The organism is Mycobacterium sp. NPDC048908 (assembly GCF_043197955.1).
Taxonomy (GTDB): Bacteria; Actinomycetota; Actinomycetes; order Mycobacteriales; family Mycobacteriaceae; genus Mycobacterium.
On the sequence record NZ_JBICUE010000003.1, the window covers coordinates 126,527 to 144,022 of the forward strand.

Genomic DNA, 17,496 nt, shown 5'->3' on the forward strand with positions numbered 1-17,496 from the left:
CCAGTACGGACATGCCCGTCTCCCACGTTTACGGGGCACCGGATTTCGGCGCTCTGTGAGAGATTCGTCCCAGCTCAGGGTGTAGATACCGGCCTTGACGGTTTCTTGACGGCAGCGCCGCGTTCCTTTACGGATTCACGTCAACGCGGCGTCAAACTTCGACAGAAGGCCGTCAAGAGAGCGCTAGGGCTATGGCGTGTTCGGGGGCCGCGGCGGATCGTCATTGGGGTGACAATCTCTGAGTTTCTGGGCCGTGGTCGGGTGTCCACCGACGAGGATCTGCGGCGCTGCGAGCAATACCGCAAATCGTTCCCGACGGCGGAGGTCGCGTTTCCGGCCGTCGTGTTGAGGAACCGGGTGATCGCGAAGTGGGTGCGGGACCATCGCGTGGCCGTGGATCTGCGCACAGGCGAGGACCTGGCCATCGCGATCGCGGCGGGTATACATCCGTCGAGGTTGAGCATGGACGCCGATTGGATGAGCGAATCCGACCTGCGGGTGGCGGCCCGGTTGGGAATCGGGTTGTTCCGGGTCGGTTCGATGAAGCACATCGAATCGCTTGCCGCAGTGGACTACCGGCGACACGAGATCGTGGTGTGCCTGTCGGACGGCACGACGGGAGGTTTCCGGTTCGACTCGCTGGAACTGGACCACGCGATCGGGGCGGTGCTGGCCGGCGACCGCTTCAATCTTGTTGGGCTGCATTGTGATGTCGGCCCGGGACTGCATGGGTTCCTCAGCTATCCGGCGGCGGTCGGGCAGATGATCACGGAGATGGAGCACGTCCGCAGGCATCACCACAGGTCGCTGACGCGGGTGGGCCTCGGCGGCGGTCGGGCGGTGCCGACGGGGGACTGGATGGTCGCGCTGCCGGAGTTGTCGATGCAGATCGAGCAGGCGCTTGACGACGAGTGTGCGACGTTGCGGTTCCCGCGTCCGCTGGTCGTGTTGACGCCGGGGTTGACGATGATGGGCCAGAGCGCGGCGTGATCGGGGGCGCGGGGCGCTTCTAAACAATGCCCGCGGACGTCGCGACTAGGCGCTGTCGGATCCGTCCCATCGGTTATGGGTGGGCTGCCTCTAACATCAGGCGAGGCCCCCATAGCCCAATTGGCAGAGGCAGCGGACTTAAAATCCGCCCAGTGTCGGTTCGAGTCCGACTGGGGGCACCGGAAGCGGCCTGGTAGAGGCGTTATTGTCGGGGCCACTGGATTCTCGTTTCACCCCTCGCATCGCGGCGTCGTCGCGGCGCTCGGCGGGTTCGCGGCGATGGGTTTGGTGCGCTAGCTAACTCGATGAGGCGCCTCCGGTGCTTGCCCAGGGCAACAAATAGGTTCCTCGCATTTTGGTATTCGAGTGATCACATCAGTCGAGACCTACGAATTCAACGGTGGCTGCGTGATGCGGCAAATGGTCGATGGACATGGCTCTGCGTATGCCGGCCGTTTGCAGGCAAGTTCCACGAGCTCGGTGAGATTTTGGTGACTGATGCGGACAATGTCTGCAAACGACTTATCACGTGCAAGTCTTTGGCACAATCGCCCAATGGGGACAATCGGGGGTGCCGCGACGTGGAGACCAAGTGATTTGATCTTGCGCGATATCTTTTGCCCACATAGCGAAATCCAAACGTTGGCCGACGAGCTTCGCATTCGGGTGGGTGCCTCATGGCTAGTGGCGCTGTCCTACGACAAGCACAACGTCGTCCCAGTGCTTTCCTTCATCTCGACCAACGGCAGCAATGATCATGCGAAGGTCGGCCAGAAGGTCCGTTCGCTCACGACGCAGCCGGTAGTGAACCGCCTGACAGGCAACGAACAAGAGATCATCCGATGGTCACGGTCGGTCGAGTTGTTTCCACCCGACGACGATCTATATGTTCTGAGGTCCAATGCCAACGCAATCTCCAGTCATGGATTGCAGATATGCGTATTCGCCGACGCAGACCTCCAGCGCGGGTTCCAGGAGGAGGTCGCCGAACTTGCCACGTACATTAACGCAACTGAACTTGCCGCGATTCGCAAACAACAAAGTCTGACGAGGACAATACGGCGTGTCACTGCGGCCGAAGAGGACGCCTCACGAACGGCGACGCTAGTCAGGGTGGCCGTGCAACACCTATCCGCCGACTGCGCGATCTTCTACTCAATAGATCGAGACCCCACCAAGTTGCAGGCGGATTGCGACTATCCGACGGGCTCCCGCGAGTTGGTGACTGACCTACCGGAAGACATCCAGCTCTCCGATGGGATACGCGGAATCACTAATCCCAAGGTTCGCAGCATAATTCAGGCCTTCATTCAATCAGCCTCGTTCATTCATCCACTGACTCCCCAATCAGGATCAGCGATCTCGACCACCGTCAGCTCTATCGCGGTGCCGGTGCCGTACGGCGATCCCGACCGTCCAAAGTCGTTGAACCTCGGCGTGCTGATCGTTCTGACGGACAGTAAACGACCCTTCTCACGCTTGAACCTGACCTCGCTGCAGATCTTCGCGCTGCGCTTGTCGCTGCTGTACCGCTTAGAGCAGATCGACGAGTCTAGCCACCAATTGGCGGTTGTGGCAGACATGTTGAGCAAGCTGGGAGAGCCCGACGAGAGTCTCAGCGTTGCCAAGCCACTTACGTTGGGCGCACGTGCATTCCCAGCCGATTACGAGCAATCCAGACTCATCCTCGAGTCACTCGCTGACCACCTGCTGAAGGCGACTCCTAGTGCCTCGGTGTCCATTCGGCTCATCAGCACAAGTCAACCCGCGGAAGCCTCCATCCTGGTCTGTCGGCGCTTCACTGCTCGCCCTGCCGAGCGGATGTCCGATCCCGAAGCGATTATCCCAATTTTCGGACAGGACGCCGCGGGGCGGCATCACGAGAACACATCTGCAAATGTCCGTGCAGTCATCACCGGCAAGACAACGCTGTATCCGAGCGACGAAATCAAACTCATACGGGAGATCACCGGCCGCAACACCCTGTCCGAGGTCGCGGTACCGATCGTCTGCGGGTCTCACATCGTAGGGACCGTCAACGTCGAAAGTCCTTTGGCGGAAGCTTATGTCGGCGAAGTGGTATCGATAGTCGAGTCGTTCGCGGCTCTGGCTGGCGTGGCCATTGCGCTGGGACGCGAGCAGGTGCTGGCTCGTGTGGCGCGCCGTGCGGCCATCGAACGCATCGGTCCGCATGAGATCGACAATGCACGCACCGCGGTCAACGCCATCCGCGAAGCCATCGACGGCGATGACACCGACTTGGGGCAGAAGGTCTCATATCTCGCGGCTTTGGTGGATCGGTACGATCTCGCGAGGTCGTCAGAAGCTCCGTCGACAGCCGAGAAGATGTCCGAGATTATCAAGCACTCGGTGAACAGTGTGTTGGTACCAGCCAACGTCGATTTTCGGCTGGGCATTGTTGACGACTGCCTCATCGATGAGCAGTCGTCACACGAAGTGCATTCCGTCATGGACGAGATCATGCGTAATGTCACCCGCCATTCTGCGCCGGGGGTGGCGATCATCCAAACCACGGGCGTCAAGCTCGGCGGTCTCAACTATGTGCACATCTCTTTCAAGAACCCGGCCAAGAAGCGACTGCTCTCGTCGCACACCGCGAAGGTGTATCGCGTGCCTGTGGTGAGCACCACCAACGACAATGATCGACCGCGTCTGGGTTGCTACATGGTCGGTGAAATGGTTCGAGAAATGGGCGGCGACATCTTCATGCGGTTTGTCCCTGACCCCGACATGGTGCAAACCCATTGGTTCGTGCCGGTAGGCGAGTAGGCAACATGTTCGTACCGCTGAAGGTCCTGATTGCCGACAACGATGCAAACGGACTCGAAAGCCCAAGAGCCGCTTGGGATGAGTTCGACTATCTCGAAAAGCTTGATATCGATTTCGTGCAAACCGTTGATGCCGCGATCGAGGCTGCCAGGGACAACTACTACGACCTGGCCTTCATCGATTTGGTGTTCACACCGGATGCTGAGGGCGACCCAGGCGGCCAGGCGGTTCTGACAAGTATGAGTAACACGTCGCCGGGATGCGTACGCGCCATCGCGACCGGATACAAGCGCGAGAACATCGACGTGATACTGAACCTCGTGAGCTCCCTCGAAGGGGGCGAGGTGCTATTTGTCAACAAGTTCGTCGGAGAGTCCTCTGGGTATGTGGAGATACTCAAGAACAAGTTCAGCGAACGATTCAATGCCACTTGGGAACTTGACGGTATTGACCGGCTTGCACAAGGCATCCTCGACCGGGGAAGAGTGCCAGGTCTGCGTCCCGAGTTCGTAGCGGTCAAGGCCGAACTTGTGGCACTGCTCTTCGACGTGTTCAACCGTCCGGCGTCCATCGGATTGGTTCGTGACAAGGTGCGACTGGTCTTAAGCCCGATGGAGCAACAGGGGATGAGCGCATCAGTTGTCATCAAGGCGAATCTGAATTACGGCACCGATCAGCACGGCCTACCGATTCGAGGCGCGGAGTGCGTCCTGAAGGTGGGTCCGAAGGAGGACATCCGCCACGAAGCCAATCAGTATGTCGGCTTGATCCGCATGGGGGTGCCCAGCCGATTTCGAGTCGATCTGGTCGGCTGGTCTCAACGCGACAGCCTAGGGGCGATCTGCTATTCGATGGCGGGGGGCGGCAGATCGCCGGTCAGATCCCTCGATGCTCTACTGGCCACAGATGAGTTCGATGCCGTTCGGCAGTCGATCCGATCCCTGTTTTCCGAGTCGTCGCAGAGTTGGATGGCGATCGCGGGCGCCCCAATAACGCCGCACCGGTATTACTTCAGCAAGTTCCGAAGTTCGACAGAGCGAGCGCTGGAGAAGATCGAGAACTTCTTGGTTCGGTCTGATACCGTCCGAGGCTTCGATTCGCAGGCAGGACAGGCAATCTTCGAAGATTTCACCCTCGAGATCGTTCGTCCAGGTGCAGTCACAGAGAGTGCGTTCACTTTCGACGTACCTGCCTGCTTGGTGCATGGAGACCTGCACGGCGGCAATATCCTCATCAGCGACTTGGACGGCGCCGAAGTGAGCATGATCGACTATGCGACGGCGGGAATGGGTCCGCGTTTCACCGACGGCGCTGCGCTCACATCCACGCTGCGCCTAGCTCAAGTCGACGGCACCACTACGCCACGGACTGCACTGTCCATTGCAAAACTGTCAGAACAGGATTACGACCTACTCGTCGCCTTCCGAGATGGCACAGAACAAGACCTCTCAGCGGTGACGAGCCGCGATCGAGAACTATTCGCATTGATGCGATTGGTCGCTGAAACCATGCTGGCCAACTTCGATTGCGATCGTACAACTGCTGCACGCGAGTGGGCCCAAACTCTATTCGCCTACGGACTGAGCATCTTCGTTCGCGAGTGGACAGATCTCGAACGGATGCGGATTGTCGCATTCGTCGCCGCGTCCAGTCGCTACCTGAAGGAAGCGGGCGTACCAAGCGTAAGTTGATGACGAGGATTACACGCCGCCCGCTGCCCGCGCCTCATCTCGTTCAGCGAGCATCTTTACCGTTCTCTCGAATATGCGCCGACTCACGACATCCCCTTCCGTGCCCAGCGCATCGAACTGCTGCCGAAACTCGTCGAGCACCACCTTGACGTCACCACGGTCGCTGGGAACGAGTGCGATTGATTGCTCGATGCCCCGCCGCACATTGCCATATTGGGCACCGAGATGTTTGTGTTGCTCAGCTTTCTCGGCGTACTTGAAGTAGACCTGAAGTGCAGCTAAAACCGCGGCAACCATGCTCAGTACGCCGAACCATATCTTCTGCGTGGTGCCGGCCTGGCTGTTGATAGAGGCGAACGCCGTGGTTCCAAGAACAGTGTTGATAACCACGACAGGAACGGCTAGTAGGTAGTTCCGACGCTTGAAGATCTTTCCTTGTTCATGATGCGAATGCTGACTGTGGCGGGCTCTCTGGAACCAGTCGCGAAGCAGCCTGTCTGAGTCGTCAGTCCATTGCCGTTCTGCCATTGCCGGATTCCCCCATCTCGGGCGCTGTCGCAGCCCCCTGAAAGACGGAGTTTATAACTTCGCTCGACGGCGAACAGCAATTCCGAGCGGAAGACGATGGGATTAGCCACAAGAAACACCGCTTCGGTCTACTCAAGGTGATAACGATTCACGCGTTCTCGTCCAGCGTATTAATTCACCGCATCAACCCCTGTCCCGCCGGGGAGGACACCTTGCGGTGGTGAAGGGGTTGTGGTGAGCGCAGAGTCTCGTGACAGTGCCGGGCGACTGACACGGAGCGCCGAAGCTTCTCCTAGAAGGCTAAGAAGATGGCAATGTTGTTCGCCTCGTGGCCGCCTTGGTCTTTCATGGGTATGCCGGCATCGTCGTCGTGGAAGTACTCGACAGCACCTTGTCGCGAATGCATCTGCCAGGCGGTGTTTCCGCAGGGGCATCGACTCGCATCACCCTCGTCGCTGACCTCTCCCGGCGCCGCCGGCGAAGCCATCGACAGTGGACCCAGTGGAGCGACCGCTACACCCGTGGCGTTCTGGGGGAAATCCCGGCGATGGTCTTCCCCTCGGGTTCGTCCTGCTCACCTACGTGGTGACCGACCTCGTCTTCATCGCGTTGCCGGTGTTTTTCTCATCCGGCGCATGATCGACCTTCGACGACAGTCTCTGACCTTTGCTAACAAGATTGCTGGCACGGTCGGCGGAAAGGCGGACCCTCATTGCATATGAAAGCTAAGGACCCAGCGGAAGTGGCTGGCCAAACATTGGAAAGGCCGCCCCGCGGGCGTTAGCATCCGCGTACATCAAGCCGGGAACGTGCAGAAATGCGCCCCGTTTGGCGCTACGTGGCATCGTGACTTCCTACGCCTCTGGCCGATTACTCTCATCCGGGGATGATTGCGAAATCAATCAAGTAGCATCACTCTGGCGTTAGCGGGGGACTTAGACATTTTGTGCCTCGCCGTCATGTAGCACTCGGAAACGGCGACGGAAGGCGATACACGGCAAAATGCCTAACGAATCGGATGAAGTCCCTCCCGGTTGGTATCCAGCACCGCAGGGTGGTCAGCGGTATTGGGACGGCAAGCGATGGCTGGCGCTTCCGGAACCTGATGACGCCACCCCGTTTCCAGCCGAGGCAACTGGTTCAGCGAAAAAGCCGGCTGCCGCACGGAAGAAAGTTGTTATCGCCAGTGTCGCAGCCCTAACCGCTCTTGTTGCGATCGGCATCGGAGCTTTGACCTGGAAGAATAGCCACGATACTCAGATGCGGAACGACGCGGCCGCGGCGTCTTCGTCCAAAGCGGCTGCCGACAAGGCCGCTGTGGACGCTGCGGCAGCTGAGCAGGTTCAGCGTGATAACGAGGCCAAGCGTGCCCAACGCGCTGCGGCTGTTAAAGACTTAGAGGCGTCTGTCACGAAGATGGCGCAGAAGCATGTGAACGACGGACTATTCGACGGCCCTGTTTTGTCCGTGTCTTGTGACCCGGTTGGCGGTGGATCGACTGACGACCTGACCGCCAAGACCACGATCTTCGAATGCTTCGCTGGAACAAAGGACAACGGTGATGGGACTATGAGCGGTCACAAATATCACGCCACCGTCAACTGGGACACCGGTCAATACACCTACGGTCTCGGTGCTCCGTGACAAACGCCAAAGTTTCGCCATCCCTCGGTTGGAATCCAGGTTCGATGCACAAATTCGTAGCGGCGTCCATCTTCGCAATGGCGGGACTCGGCTTATCAGCCGGTGTAGCTGACGCCGGCCCGTTTTGTTATGAGACGGGTCCGGGGTTTGAAAAGTGTCTTGACAGCCCGACCGGTGACTACTTCCATCCGATATATCAGGGACCCAAGCTTGACGATCGCTATATTCCGTGGGTTCCGAGCGCCGATCCTCCACCAGTCATCGCGCCAACATCCCCTCCGGTCAACACGAATGGTGGCCTCAGTCCCGCTGCCACAGCGGGGTGTCCGGAAGGCAGTTACGTTGACCCGAGCAACCTGAATGCGTGCTTAGCTGCAACGCCCGGTAACGACTACATTTCCTTGGCAGCGTCGTCGAGCAATCCCGAGTTGGGTGGATATGGGATGGCTGCCAGCCAAGGACAAGCGGACGAGATCGCTATTGCGGAATGCACAGCGAGAACCAACAGCGCCTGCCAAGTTGCCGCGAGGGCGTTTCACGCTTGTGCGGCGTATGCGCTGGGTGCAAACGGCATCATCGCCGGAGGTGTCGGCCCAGACCCAAGTGCCGCCTCCGCTGATGCGTTGCACGGAGCGCCCGGAGGACGTGCCGCGGGCGGTAAATGCTCTGAGCCGCCGGGCAATTAGACGGGACGGACCAGCTGCGGCTGAGGCGACTTCTGAGAATCAGTTGGGGTTTTCGGTGGGACGCGTTGCTCGTGAGTTCGCGGCAATGCTGTAGGCATGGGCATCCGCGTAGCGCCGCATCCAGTCGGCAAGTCTGTAATCGACGCAGAGGCGCCGAGACCTTACGCGGTCACGCTTCGACCATGCTGCTCGCCCACGCGCTAACTTGAAACTCCCACTTTGGCATCGACATCGGCTGAAGGCCCCGGGACCGCCGCGAGCACGTCACGCCGCCGACCCCGTACGGGGCGGCGCACAACGTTCCGATATTTCAGCCGATTCGGGCTTACAGCGCACAGCCGCATAGATACGGCGGCTGCGCTCGGGTCTCGAACTACGCGCCACTCCTCGCGCTGCAGATGTCGAGGCTACGTATCGAGCACCACCCGCTGGGGGGAATAGATTCGGCAGTCCTACTGTTGAACTGACTGATTCCTGGTCGAAACCCGCCGCTGGGCGGACGCTGGCCAACAGCAGGATGCCACCGAATCGACTTCAGGCCCGACGAACAAATCGTCGGGCCTGTTCGATGTTGCGGCACAGGCAAGTTCGTCGGCGATGACCAGAAGGCAGCGAAATGGATACGTACAGAGGGAGATCGAGATGAAGAACATCGCCGCCACAGTTGGAACTATCGTTGCGATCGCTGCGCTGGGCCTAGGCACCGCTGCCGCGGCCAGCGCCGCCCCGAGCGGCGTCGGCACAGCCGATCAGACCATCGGCAAACTTCAATCCGAGGGCTACAACGTCATCGTCAACCGAACCGGTGCTGGTCCAACCGAGCAGTGCACCGTGACGGGAGTGCGCCCCGGCCAGACATACTCGCGGACCGACTCCGGCGTGCCTGGGAACCTACTCGGCACCCCTGGGCCTAACATCGCCACGACTGTGATGAACAAGACGGCGTACGTGACACTCAGTTGTTGATGATCCGCAGGGCCGCGCCCCGCAACGACGGCTTGAGGTGTGGTGACAGAAAGCCTGACCGAGGGTGGCAGTCGCAGCTGTCACCCTCGGTCGTTAGCTGTTATTTGGCCGCGGACGCTGATATTTCGCGTCACGCGAACGCATTTTGAGCCGTCCGGCCGCACCGCTCCTGCAGTCGGCGCGCGACTCGGTCGAGCGTCGCCCTCATCCAACCCGGATCGCCGCGCCGACCGGGCCGCTGCGGTCAACGCCGGGGCGGCAGTGGTGATCACCGTCTGGGCGCTGGGCGTGATGAGGGGTCCGGGACCGCTCTAGCTTGATACAGCACAGCGCAGTCGAATCACAAGCCCCAATCTGCCGACGAAGCGATGACAACATCCACGTACTGCAATCACCTGCGTGGCGCGCGTTCAGTTCAACTCACGCTTCAGCCGCGGCGGGTTTGTCGTTCGTCCGTCGCGCCAATGTGTGTCACCAGCGCAACAGCGCGGCGATGCCGGCCGCATCAGCCAGCTCACCGCGCGCGGCCCCTTCGACGGGAGTGATCTGTGCCCCGGTGTCGAGCGCACGCTCGACCAGTCGTTCGGTCAACCGGGGTTCGGGTCGCGGCTGCTGGCTGCCGGGGGAATCTCCTCGCCGCCGTAGAGCCCACCATCAGCGCCGAGGCTTCCCATGTATCGCACGTTCGGGTCGTACACCAGGTGCGCAACCCTGCCGACGTTCAAGGCCGCGGCCACTTCAGATAGTCCCAGGGCTGCCAATCCCGAACTCGCAGCTTCACCTACTTGCGCCAGCAGTCGTTTCTCGCGGTCCTGGTGCTGTTTGTGGAGCTGTTCGGTGATCGCCGCGGACAACGCCGCGTCATCAACGGCGGACAAGAACCTCGCGTCAGCGATCGTGTTGTCGCGCAACGCTTGCGGGAATCGGGAGATGACCGGCTCGGTCCAGCGTTCGCCGCCGCTGACGAGAATGCGCTCCCAACCAAGTTTTTCGGCTACCTCCGACCGTACGTGCGCTGACCTCGTCCAAGAACCGCAGTGTGCGGTGTCGCCCGCGGGCGGCACGTTGTTCGCGCATCGGGGTGTGGAATTGCCCTGTCGGGCCGCCGCCGATTTGCCCGGCCCGCTCGTGCGGAGCCTGGACATATCTCTGCGACATCCGATCGACTTCAGTCACCGAGCCGACCCGCCCTCGAGCAGCCGGGCCTCTTCGGCGGTGGCGATGACGATCCCGGCGCGCCGGCCTTCGTCGAGGAGTTCCAGTAGCGGATGGATGAAGGGGCCGTCATCCAACACGAGCCGGTTGGGTACCGGCAACGCGCTCTCGAGTCGCACGGTCCAATCCCCGCCCAGCGCGGCGAAGACAATACGGCCTCGTCCCGATGCGATTGGGCTTGTCAGGATCTCCAGTTGCGGCCAGAGCCGCTGCAGTTGGTCAGCGTCTTCATGGCTGACCCGGCGCTGCAACTCGGAAAATCGGTTCCTCAGGTCGATCGCGGCGGCACGCAGATTCGGGTCCCGATAGGGGTCAGCGTTCACATAGACCGACAGCACGCCGAGGGTGTCGGTGCGCTGGGCGAGCTCGCGCACCGCGGCGTGGTCTAGCCGATCAATCATCAGCATGATGTGTCACTCGTTCCTTTCGTCGGTGTGTGCGCCGACCGTTGACTGAATTTCTGCCGAGCGGAGGCAAGGCACACGCTGGCGCGCACGGCGTTGGTTCAAGACGGATGAAGGGCCGCACGAACACGTGTGCGCCGTCGGAGAATCCTGTGGTCGGCACCGGTAGCCGTATGGGGTGTTCGGTCCTCGACGTTTCGTCGAAGTGTTGAAGACTGGCCGTGTGGCGAATTCTGTTGGGGTCTAGGCATTGTCAACGTGCTGTCTCCTGCCGTCCGTTGTCCTCGTCGTCATGGCGGTGCGCTGTCCGGGCTTGCGGCAGCACCGCCGATGGGCCATGGGCGGCCGAGTTGTTGCGAGGTCCGTGTCATGCGCGCTCGACGACTACTGCGATCCCTGGCAACACATCACGTTGCGCTACTTCCAGGGTCGTCGATGAGGCGCCCCAGCGGTTGCCTGGACTCGACAATCAAACGCCGGCCCGTTGTCGTGGTCGCACAACGCGCATCGCGAGCGCCCCCGGTGAGGGCACCAGCGCCGGCGTGGTGAAGGCCGCACCACCGGCGGCCAAGAATCTCGCCAATCCAGCAGCACTAGCGTGCAGTGGTCAAAACAGCGCGAATCCGATGACCGCGAGGCTCCGATCGCGGTTCGGATCCGTGATAGGCACGGTGTGTGAGTGTCGAACCGCCGTTGCTGCTTGTTCTGGATCTGATAGGCACCTTCGTCTTTGGACTCAACGGAGCCCTGACAGCGGTGCGGGCCGCGCGACTCGACGTGGTGGGCGTGGTGACGCTGGGCATGATGACGGCGTTGGGCGGCGGGGTTGTCCGCGATGTCGTTATTGGCGCGATACCACCAGCAACCTTTCGTGACTGGCGGTATTTCGCACTCGCGCTCGGGGGCGGGCTGATCGCATTCGTCCTCAGCAGGTGGCTCATACGACTGGAGACACCGATCACGGTGCTGGACGCGATCGGGCTCAGTGTGTTTGCCGTCATCGGTGCGAGTAAGGCGGTGGAGTTCGGACTTGGGGTCGCGCCGGCGCTCCTGCTGGGCGTCGTCACCGCGGTGGGGGGCGGCACGATACGCGACACCATGGTTGGGCAGATCCCTACAGTGCTGCGCAGTGAGCTCTACGCGATTCCTGCTTTGGTGGCCGCCGCGATCACCGTCGCCGCGATCCGGCTGGATGTCTACGGCCTACCGGCCGCGTTGGCCGCTGCGGCGGCCTGCTTCGTTATTCGGATGATCGGCGTCCGGTTCGATCTTCACGCCCCTGGGCCTCCAGGCGCCGAAAGAAATTCTCGGCGTCCTGATTCGGATCCGCCCGCGAAAGGACCGACCGATCAGCGGTGAGTCAAGTGGCGAGCCAGGCGAGCGCGGCGACCACGAGTGCTTGGGTGCCGGTGTCGAGGGTGGGCTGAATGGTCGGAGCGAAGGTCGATGAGTGGTTGACCGGGATGTCCTGAGCTACCCGTCCGGCATCTGCAGCCCTGCGGTATTGCTGCTCCTCGACACCGCCGATCCCCCAGTAGGTGTACGGCGCGCCAAGGGCATTGGGGATGTCGCTGAAGTCCTCACTGGCCGACTGGGCCGCCATCGTGGCGAAGCGCTTACCGAAGTAATCGGCGAATGCGCCGCTGACACGGTCGGTGACTTCATCGTCGTTAACGGTGAGTGGGAACCGGTCGTAGAGCTCAAATTCGGGTTCCTTCGGGGAGTTGGACGCCTGACACTCGGCGATGACGATGCGCCGGATCGCCGCTAGTACCGCGGTGCGTACCGAGTTGTCATAGGTGCGCAGATTCAGCTCGAGCACCGCGTGGTCACCGATCACGTTGCTCTTGGTGCCGGCGTGGATGCTTCCGACCGTCAGCACGACGGTGTCGGTCGGCGCGACTTCACGCGAAACGACTGCTTGCAGCCGGACCACGATGATCGCCGCGAGCACGACGGGATCGACGGCGGCCTGCGGCATCGAACCATGGGCGCCGCGGCCGAAGACCGTGATCCGCATGCTGTCGGCCGCTGAGAGCACTGGGCCACGATGGGTGCCCACGTGGCCGGCCGGGGCCGGAAGCACATGCTGAGCAAGGGCAACATCGACGTGGCCGAGGACTTCTGCCAGGCTGTCATCGACCATGCCGCGCGCGCCGTCGCCGACTTCCTCGGCGGGCTGAAACAGCGCGACCGCGGTTCCGATCCAGTCTCGGGTTGCATCCGAGAGTAGAGCGACCGCGCCGAGCAGGCATGCGACGTGCACGTCGTGGCCGCATGCGTGCATCACAGGCACCTCATCACCGGCGGCGTCGGTGGCGCGCACGGTGCTGGCATACGGCAGACCGGTGGCTTCCTCAACGGGCAGCGCGTCCATATCGGCGCGCATCAGCACCGTCGGTCCTTCGCCATTGCGCAACAGGCCAATGACACCGGTGCCGCCGATCCGTTCGCGCACTTCGCAACCCGACGCCCGCAACCGGTCCGCGACTAGACCCGAAGTGCGATGCTCCTGATGAGACAGTTCTGGATGCTGGTGGATGTCGCGGTAAAGCTTCTCTTGCCACGATCGGATGCCAGCGAGTCCCTCGAGGACCGAGGCGGCTGGCGTCGAAGCCTTGCTCACATGTCCTCCCACCTCGAGATGAGGTCAGTCGCTGGCACAACCGATGTTGGTGCGGCATACCCGCATATTTGCCGATGGTAAACGCAGCCGATGGCTCGCCGTGCCCGGTCCTGCGTGATGGAAAGCGATTGGTCGTGCGGTCATCGGACGCTGCCAGGAAAGAGACGTGGTCGGCACGATCCGACGAGGCTGGCAGATTTGCTCTGGGCCGGGTGTCCTGCAGCGCAATACAGACGCTGTGGCAGATGGACAGCCTCCCAGCCTGGACGGCCCCACTGCCGGCAGCGTTCATCGCGCACTGCAGCCCGATGCATCCGGTTGAAGTCAACCGGTACCTGTCCGGTCTGGAAAACCTTGGGACAAGCGGCGACGGTCAAGCACACTTCGCCGACAGAAGTCGGCAACACCTGAGTCGTCGGAATGAGACATGCGGCTCACGGTCCCCGCGTAAACGCGACTCTCTTAGGGGCTTCCCTGTGTGTTGTGAAACCACTGTCAGTGTGCTTAGCGGTCGTCGCAGAGGACTGGCGGCTGAGCGCTCGGCCGAGATACCCGACAACGGGAACGTCGCACTGACCGGGCGCCAGACGTGTGTTCAACGCGATCGAATGTGAACGTCGAAACACCCGACGCTTCGGGTTCGTTTGAACCGACTATTGGACAATTCCCATTGTCCGCAAACGCATTTGAGAAGAGAGCAGATTTACCAAGAGGACTATTTAGTCCTTGTGTGTTACCATCGCACCGGTGCGGTTAGTTACCCCGTCATGGTGCCCGGCCGTCGCGACCGCGCTCGTCCGACCAACCCGGACTCCCAACACATGTTGTGAAATTACGGCGCGGGCTGCGGCTGACATCCCCACCGCTGGGCACCCACTGGCCAGCAATGCCGTTGCGCCACCGCCGTTTCGTACCGCACATGCGTCACGCGCCGGCAGTCAAACCCGTAGCTCTCGATGCAACTCGGGAGTGAAGAACGCTGTAGAGGAGTCACCACATGGATGACGTGGAACCGCCTCCACCGCTGACCATTGTTCGGCCTGGCGAAGGCAGGGCCGGCGACATAGGCCCGCACGGGGTGGAATTCAAGCTGTGGGGCGAGGACACCGGCGGCGCGTTGGCTATCGTGGAGCACCCATTCCCTGTGGGTGCGCTCACTCCACCGCACCTGCATACCCGCGAAGATGAGTACTCGATCGTCACGGAAGGCGAAATCGGTTTTCGCTCAGGTGACCGGGAGGTCGTGCTCGGCGCAGGCGGCTACATCACGAAGCCCCGGGGCGAACTGCACACGATGTGGAACGCGGGCTCCACTCCTGCCCGCATGATCGAGGTGATCAGCCCAGCCGGCTTCGAAAAGTTTTTCCGCGACCTCACTGACCTCACGGTCGAGGGTGCCCCACCCTTCGAGGCAATCGCGACACTTGCCAAGACCTACGGACTGCAGTTCGGCGAGCCCCCGTGGCTACCCGACCTCATCGCCCGCTACAACCTCACCCCGCCGTGACGAACGCGGGTACGCCCGCGCTTCAATCAACAAAACGCGCCACCCGTCGCTAAAGCTACGAGAAGCGACCTGTCAGGCGCGATACCGATTCCGACACTCGATCCCCATCGGCCGGTTTCGCAGCGATCAGTTCACCTCCGTTCAATCGGCTGTGCGCCAGCCGTTTCGGGTGGGGTGCCAACCGTTGCGCCGCGGCCGGTAATGACCGCGGGCGTTACAAGGTCACGACGACGGCTGGCGCGGCTGCGGGTGTCGGAATGTGTCGGGATCTACTGGGCGCTTCTTCTTGGGAAGCCCTTCGACGACGAGCAGGTAGGACTCGGTCACCAGATCGTCGACAAGCCGAGGTTCGATGCCGCCACCGGGATGAAGCGTGATCCAGTGCTCCTTGTTCATGTGGTACCCCGCGGTGATCTGCTCGTGGGCTTCGCGTAGCGACTTCGCATCGGCCGGATCAGCCTTCAGGATGACGACCGGTTCCCCGGGCATCGCGGTGTGCAACATGAACACCTTGCCGCCGACCTTCCACAGGTCCCAGCCGCCGGAGGGCTGATGAGTCCGCTCCGCTCCTGGGAGCTCGTCCGCGCGGGTGGCCGACCGCGCCTGCAGCCGCGTGTCACGTTCCATTGTGATGCTCCTGGTGGTCGCTGCGGAGGTTCACGACGCCGTGCCGATGCGGCTCCGGGGTCTAAAGGACGGTGAACAGGCGGTCGGGGCTGAGCCGCGAGATCTTGGTCGTATAGGCCTTCTCCTGATTCGGGTAGCCTAGCCCCATAAGAAGCGTTGTCGTGTAACCAGTCCCGACAATTCCGAACGCCTCGTCAACGCTGGCCCGGTTGAATCCTTCGAAAGGTGTCGCCGCGACACCGAGTTCGGCGGCAGCCATCATCGTCATGCCGACAATCATGTAGGTCTGCTTCTCCATCCAGTGCTCCAAAGCCTTATCCCTGAAGCCCGAGGAACGGATGTTGAGGAAGTCACGGGTCATGAACTCCCACAGCTCCTGCTTCGCCGGGTCGCCGAAACGGTCGTCCGCCCGCTCTTTGGCAAAAACCGCATCCATGTGCTCGTCGGGTAGGTCAGTTCGCGTAGTAACGATGATGTCGTGCGACGCGTTCTGGACTTTCTCACCGTTGTCGCTAAAGCGTTCGCCCAAGTTGTTCGCGAGCTTCTCCTTGGCCTCGGGCGTTGCGAGAACGTAGAAATGATTGGGCTGCACGTTGACTGACGTCGGAGCCGAGCGCAGAAAATTCAACAGTTGCTGCAAAGTCTCTTCCGGGATGGTCTTCGTCGGGTCGAAGTACCGCGTGAGGTGCTTGTCCATCAGCTGTCCGAGGTCCATGGTCTTCCTACTTTCTTCGTAAAACGGGTAAGGGTTATAGGCGGGCGATCGTCAGTCCGTCGGCTCCGCGAGATAGCGGGGTGTAAGCCAGTCATTCCTACTATCTGTGACACTCCTTTGTTCCTCGACGGGCGCGAGCGTGATCACCGACGCAACAGAGCGGCATCGCACTGGCGGCGAAGCGAGGATATCATCTAGCGGACTAAAAAGTCCTTTCTATACGTTTGTTGGCGCAGTTCTTGGTGTCCTGTTGGGCTTCGTCGCCAAGGACTGCGAAACTGTCCGGATCGAAATGGCAACCCGGGCTCGCCGTTGCCGATAGCCGAGGTGCACAAGATGATTCGCAACCGATGGCGTATCGTCGCCCCTCATGGGTGTCATACCGATCCGCATTGTCGGAGATCCCACTCTGCATACCCGCACCCGTCTAGTCTCGGTCGGCGCCGACGGGTCGTTACCGCCCGACCTCGCACATCTCATCAAAGATCTGTATGACACGCTCGCGGCATCGAAGGGAGTCGGCCTGTCGGCCAACCAGATCGGAGCCGACCTTCGCGTCTTCGTCTATGACTGCGCACGAGCGCGTGCTGAACCCACACGCATCCGGGGTTGCGTTGTCAACCCGGTCTTAGAGACTGCCGATTGGCCTGCGGGCCCACCCGATCCGGACAGCGACGAGGAAGGCTGCCTATCAGTGCCGGGGGAGAAATTTCCGATCGGCCGCGCGAACTGGGCACGTGTCACCGGACTGGATGCGTACGGCAGGCCTGTCACCGTGGAGGGCACTGGACTGATCGCGCGAATGCTGCAACACGAAGTCGGGCACCTCGACGGCGAGCTATACATCGATCGCCTGGTGCCTCCCTACGCCGTCCGCGCCTCCGACGCTGTTACCGCACATGGCTGGGGGGTCCCTGGGCTTTCCTGGACGCCTGGTGTCGATCCGCACCCATTCGCTGATAGCGGCAACATCCAAAAGTAAATTTCTGAACAGAGGCGGTCGCCACCAAGACGGTTGCGTTGGCCGGATCAGGCTGTGTGCCGGCGTCATGGTCGCTCCACCGCATGTCCGGGAGTCGACCGAGCGGTCCATCGTGACGAGCGGCA

Annotated in this window: 16 protein-coding genes and 1 tRNA gene; 11 read left to right on the forward strand and 6 right to left on the reverse strand. The window is 61.4% G+C overall.

Annotated elements, in window-relative coordinates:
- Positions 1-228: 228 nt before the first annotated feature.
- The 4 genes from ACGFK1_RS09475 to ACGFK1_RS09490 all read left to right on the forward strand — a co-directional run bounded on the left by ACGFK1_RS09475 (position 229) and on the right by ACGFK1_RS09490 (position 5,471).
- Complete coding sequence (locus ACGFK1_RS09475; protein WP_393428009.1) at positions 229-990, forward strand: LysA protein; 762 nt, start codon at positions 229-231, stop codon at positions 988-990.
- A 105-nt stretch (positions 991-1,095) separates the two neighbouring features.
- A tRNA-Leu gene (locus ACGFK1_RS09480) sits at positions 1,096-1,169 on the forward strand.
- A gap of 376 nt (positions 1,170-1,545) precedes the next feature.
- Positions 1,546-3,780 (forward strand): GAF domain-containing protein, encoded by a 2,235-nt coding sequence (locus tag ACGFK1_RS09485; RefSeq protein ID WP_393428010.1) that lies wholly within the window; start codon positions 1,546-1,548, stop codon positions 3,778-3,780.
- A 5-nt stretch (positions 3,781-3,785) separates the two neighbouring features.
- Positions 3,786-5,471, forward strand: coding sequence for a phosphotransferase (locus tag ACGFK1_RS09490; protein WP_393428011.1), 1,686 nt, complete (start codon positions 3,786-3,788; stop codon positions 5,469-5,471).
- A gap of 9 nt (positions 5,472-5,480) precedes the next feature.
- On the opposite strand, the gene ACGFK1_RS09495 is transcribed toward ACGFK1_RS09490, so the two are convergent.
- Positions 5,481-5,999: an SLATT domain-containing protein gene (locus ACGFK1_RS09495; RefSeq protein WP_393428012.1), complete on the reverse strand. Its 519-nt coding sequence runs from the start codon at positions 5,997-5,999 to the stop codon at positions 5,481-5,483.
- Positions 6,000-6,500: 501 nt separating this feature from the next.
- On the opposite strand from ACGFK1_RS09495, the gene ACGFK1_RS09500 reads away from it, so the two are divergent.
- The 4 genes from ACGFK1_RS09500 to ACGFK1_RS09515 all read left to right on the forward strand — a co-directional run bounded on the left by ACGFK1_RS09500 (position 6,501) and on the right by ACGFK1_RS09515 (position 9,295).
- Complete coding sequence (locus ACGFK1_RS09500) at positions 6,501-6,638, forward strand: hypothetical protein (protein ID WP_393428013.1); 138 nt, start codon at positions 6,501-6,503, stop codon at positions 6,636-6,638.
- 363 nt (positions 6,639-7,001) lie between these two features.
- The gene (locus tag ACGFK1_RS09505; protein WP_393428014.1) at positions 7,002-7,643 is read left to right on the forward strand and encodes a DUF2510 domain-containing protein; all 642 of its coding nucleotides are present in this window, start codon (positions 7,002-7,004) and stop codon (positions 7,641-7,643) included.
- A gap of 77 nt (positions 7,644-7,720) precedes the next feature.
- Positions 7,721-8,329, forward strand: a complete 609-nt coding sequence (locus ACGFK1_RS09510) for a DUF4189 domain-containing protein (RefSeq protein WP_393428451.1) — start codon at positions 7,721-7,723, stop codon at positions 8,327-8,329.
- Positions 8,330-8,971: 642 nt separating this feature from the next.
- Positions 8,972-9,295: a hypothetical protein gene (locus ACGFK1_RS09515; RefSeq protein WP_393428015.1), complete on the forward strand. Its 324-nt coding sequence runs from the start codon at positions 8,972-8,974 to the stop codon at positions 9,293-9,295.
- A gap of 587 nt (positions 9,296-9,882) precedes the next feature.
- On the opposite strand, the gene ACGFK1_RS09520 is transcribed toward ACGFK1_RS09515, so the two are convergent.
- Positions 9,883-10,440: a hypothetical protein gene (locus tag ACGFK1_RS09520; RefSeq protein ID WP_393428016.1), complete on the reverse strand. Its 558-nt coding sequence runs from the start codon at positions 10,438-10,440 to the stop codon at positions 9,883-9,885.
- A gap of 27 nt (positions 10,441-10,467) precedes the next feature.
- On the reverse strand, positions 10,468-10,917 hold the full coding sequence (locus tag ACGFK1_RS09525; protein WP_393428017.1) for a hypothetical protein: 450 nt from the start codon (positions 10,915-10,917) through the stop codon (positions 10,468-10,470).
- Between the two features lie 672 nt (positions 10,918-11,589).
- Here ACGFK1_RS09525 and ACGFK1_RS09530 point away from each other — a divergent pair.
- Positions 11,590-12,273: a trimeric intracellular cation channel family protein gene (locus ACGFK1_RS09530; RefSeq protein ID WP_393428018.1), complete on the forward strand. Its 684-nt coding sequence runs from the start codon at positions 11,590-11,592 to the stop codon at positions 12,271-12,273.
- A 1-nt stretch (position 12,274) separates the two neighbouring features.
- Here ACGFK1_RS09530 and ACGFK1_RS09535 read toward each other — a convergent pair whose 3' ends face one another.
- Positions 12,275-13,540: an amidohydrolase gene (locus ACGFK1_RS09535; protein ID WP_393428019.1), complete on the reverse strand. Its 1,266-nt coding sequence runs from the start codon at positions 13,538-13,540 to the stop codon at positions 12,275-12,277.
- Positions 13,541-14,537: 997 nt separating this feature from the next.
- Between ACGFK1_RS09535 and ACGFK1_RS09540 the strand changes: the two genes are divergently transcribed.
- Positions 14,538-15,047 carry a cupin domain-containing protein gene (locus ACGFK1_RS09540; RefSeq protein ID WP_393428020.1) on the forward strand — a complete coding sequence of 170 codons (510 nt, stop codon included), beginning with the start codon at positions 14,538-14,540 and terminating at the stop codon, positions 15,045-15,047.
- Between the two features lie 222 nt (positions 15,048-15,269).
- Here the strand turns inward: ACGFK1_RS09540 and ACGFK1_RS09545 are convergent, their stop codons facing one another.
- Positions 15,270-15,674 carry an MmcQ/YjbR family DNA-binding protein gene (locus tag ACGFK1_RS09545; RefSeq protein WP_393428021.1) on the reverse strand — a complete coding sequence of 135 codons (405 nt, stop codon included), beginning with the start codon at positions 15,672-15,674 and terminating at the stop codon, positions 15,270-15,272.
- A gap of 61 nt (positions 15,675-15,735) precedes the next feature.
- Positions 15,736-16,389, reverse strand: a complete 654-nt coding sequence (locus ACGFK1_RS09550) for a nitroreductase family protein (protein ID WP_393428022.1) — start codon at positions 16,387-16,389, stop codon at positions 15,736-15,738.
- Positions 16,390-16,759: 370 nt separating this feature from the next.
- Between ACGFK1_RS09550 and ACGFK1_RS09555 the strand changes: the two genes are divergently transcribed.
- Positions 16,760-17,371 carry a peptide deformylase gene (locus tag ACGFK1_RS09555; RefSeq protein WP_393428023.1) on the forward strand — a complete coding sequence of 204 codons (612 nt, stop codon included), beginning with the start codon at positions 16,760-16,762 and terminating at the stop codon, positions 17,369-17,371.
- Positions 17,372-17,496 lie beyond the last annotated feature (125 nt).